This window comes from Ochrobactrum sp. SFR4, from assembly GCF_019730395.1.
GTDB lineage: Bacteria > Pseudomonadota > Alphaproteobacteria > Rhizobiales > Rhizobiaceae > Pseudochrobactrum.
Genome location: NZ_JAAPBB010001227.1, coordinates 1 through 243, shown reverse-complemented (window position 1 = coordinate 243; position 243 = coordinate 1). Strand labels below are relative to the sequence as shown.

Here is a 243-nt window from a genome sequence, read left to right as displayed (position 1 = left end):
CCAGCGACAGTAATTCGGTCAGCTCGCTGATCTGGCTGTTGAGCCGGTTCAGTACTGAATCCTTGTTGTTGACCTCTTGGCTAAGCAGAAACTGCATCAGCACAAAAAGGGAAAGCAGGAACATAATCGCCAGCAGCAATGTGGAGAGCGCATCCACAAAGCCCGGCCAGTAATCGACATGGCGTTCACTGCGACGGTTACGGGATAAGGCCATGTTTTCCGCCTTACTGTTCGCGCTTGGAA

Annotated in this window: 1 pseudogene; it reads right to left on the bottom strand. The window is 52.3% G+C overall.

Annotation, left to right across the window (positions count from 1 at the left end):
- Nucleotides 1-214, bottom strand: a pseudogene (locus HBA93_RS22940) (peptidoglycan-binding protein); the annotation flags it as partial.
- Nucleotides 215-243 lie beyond the last annotated feature (29 nt).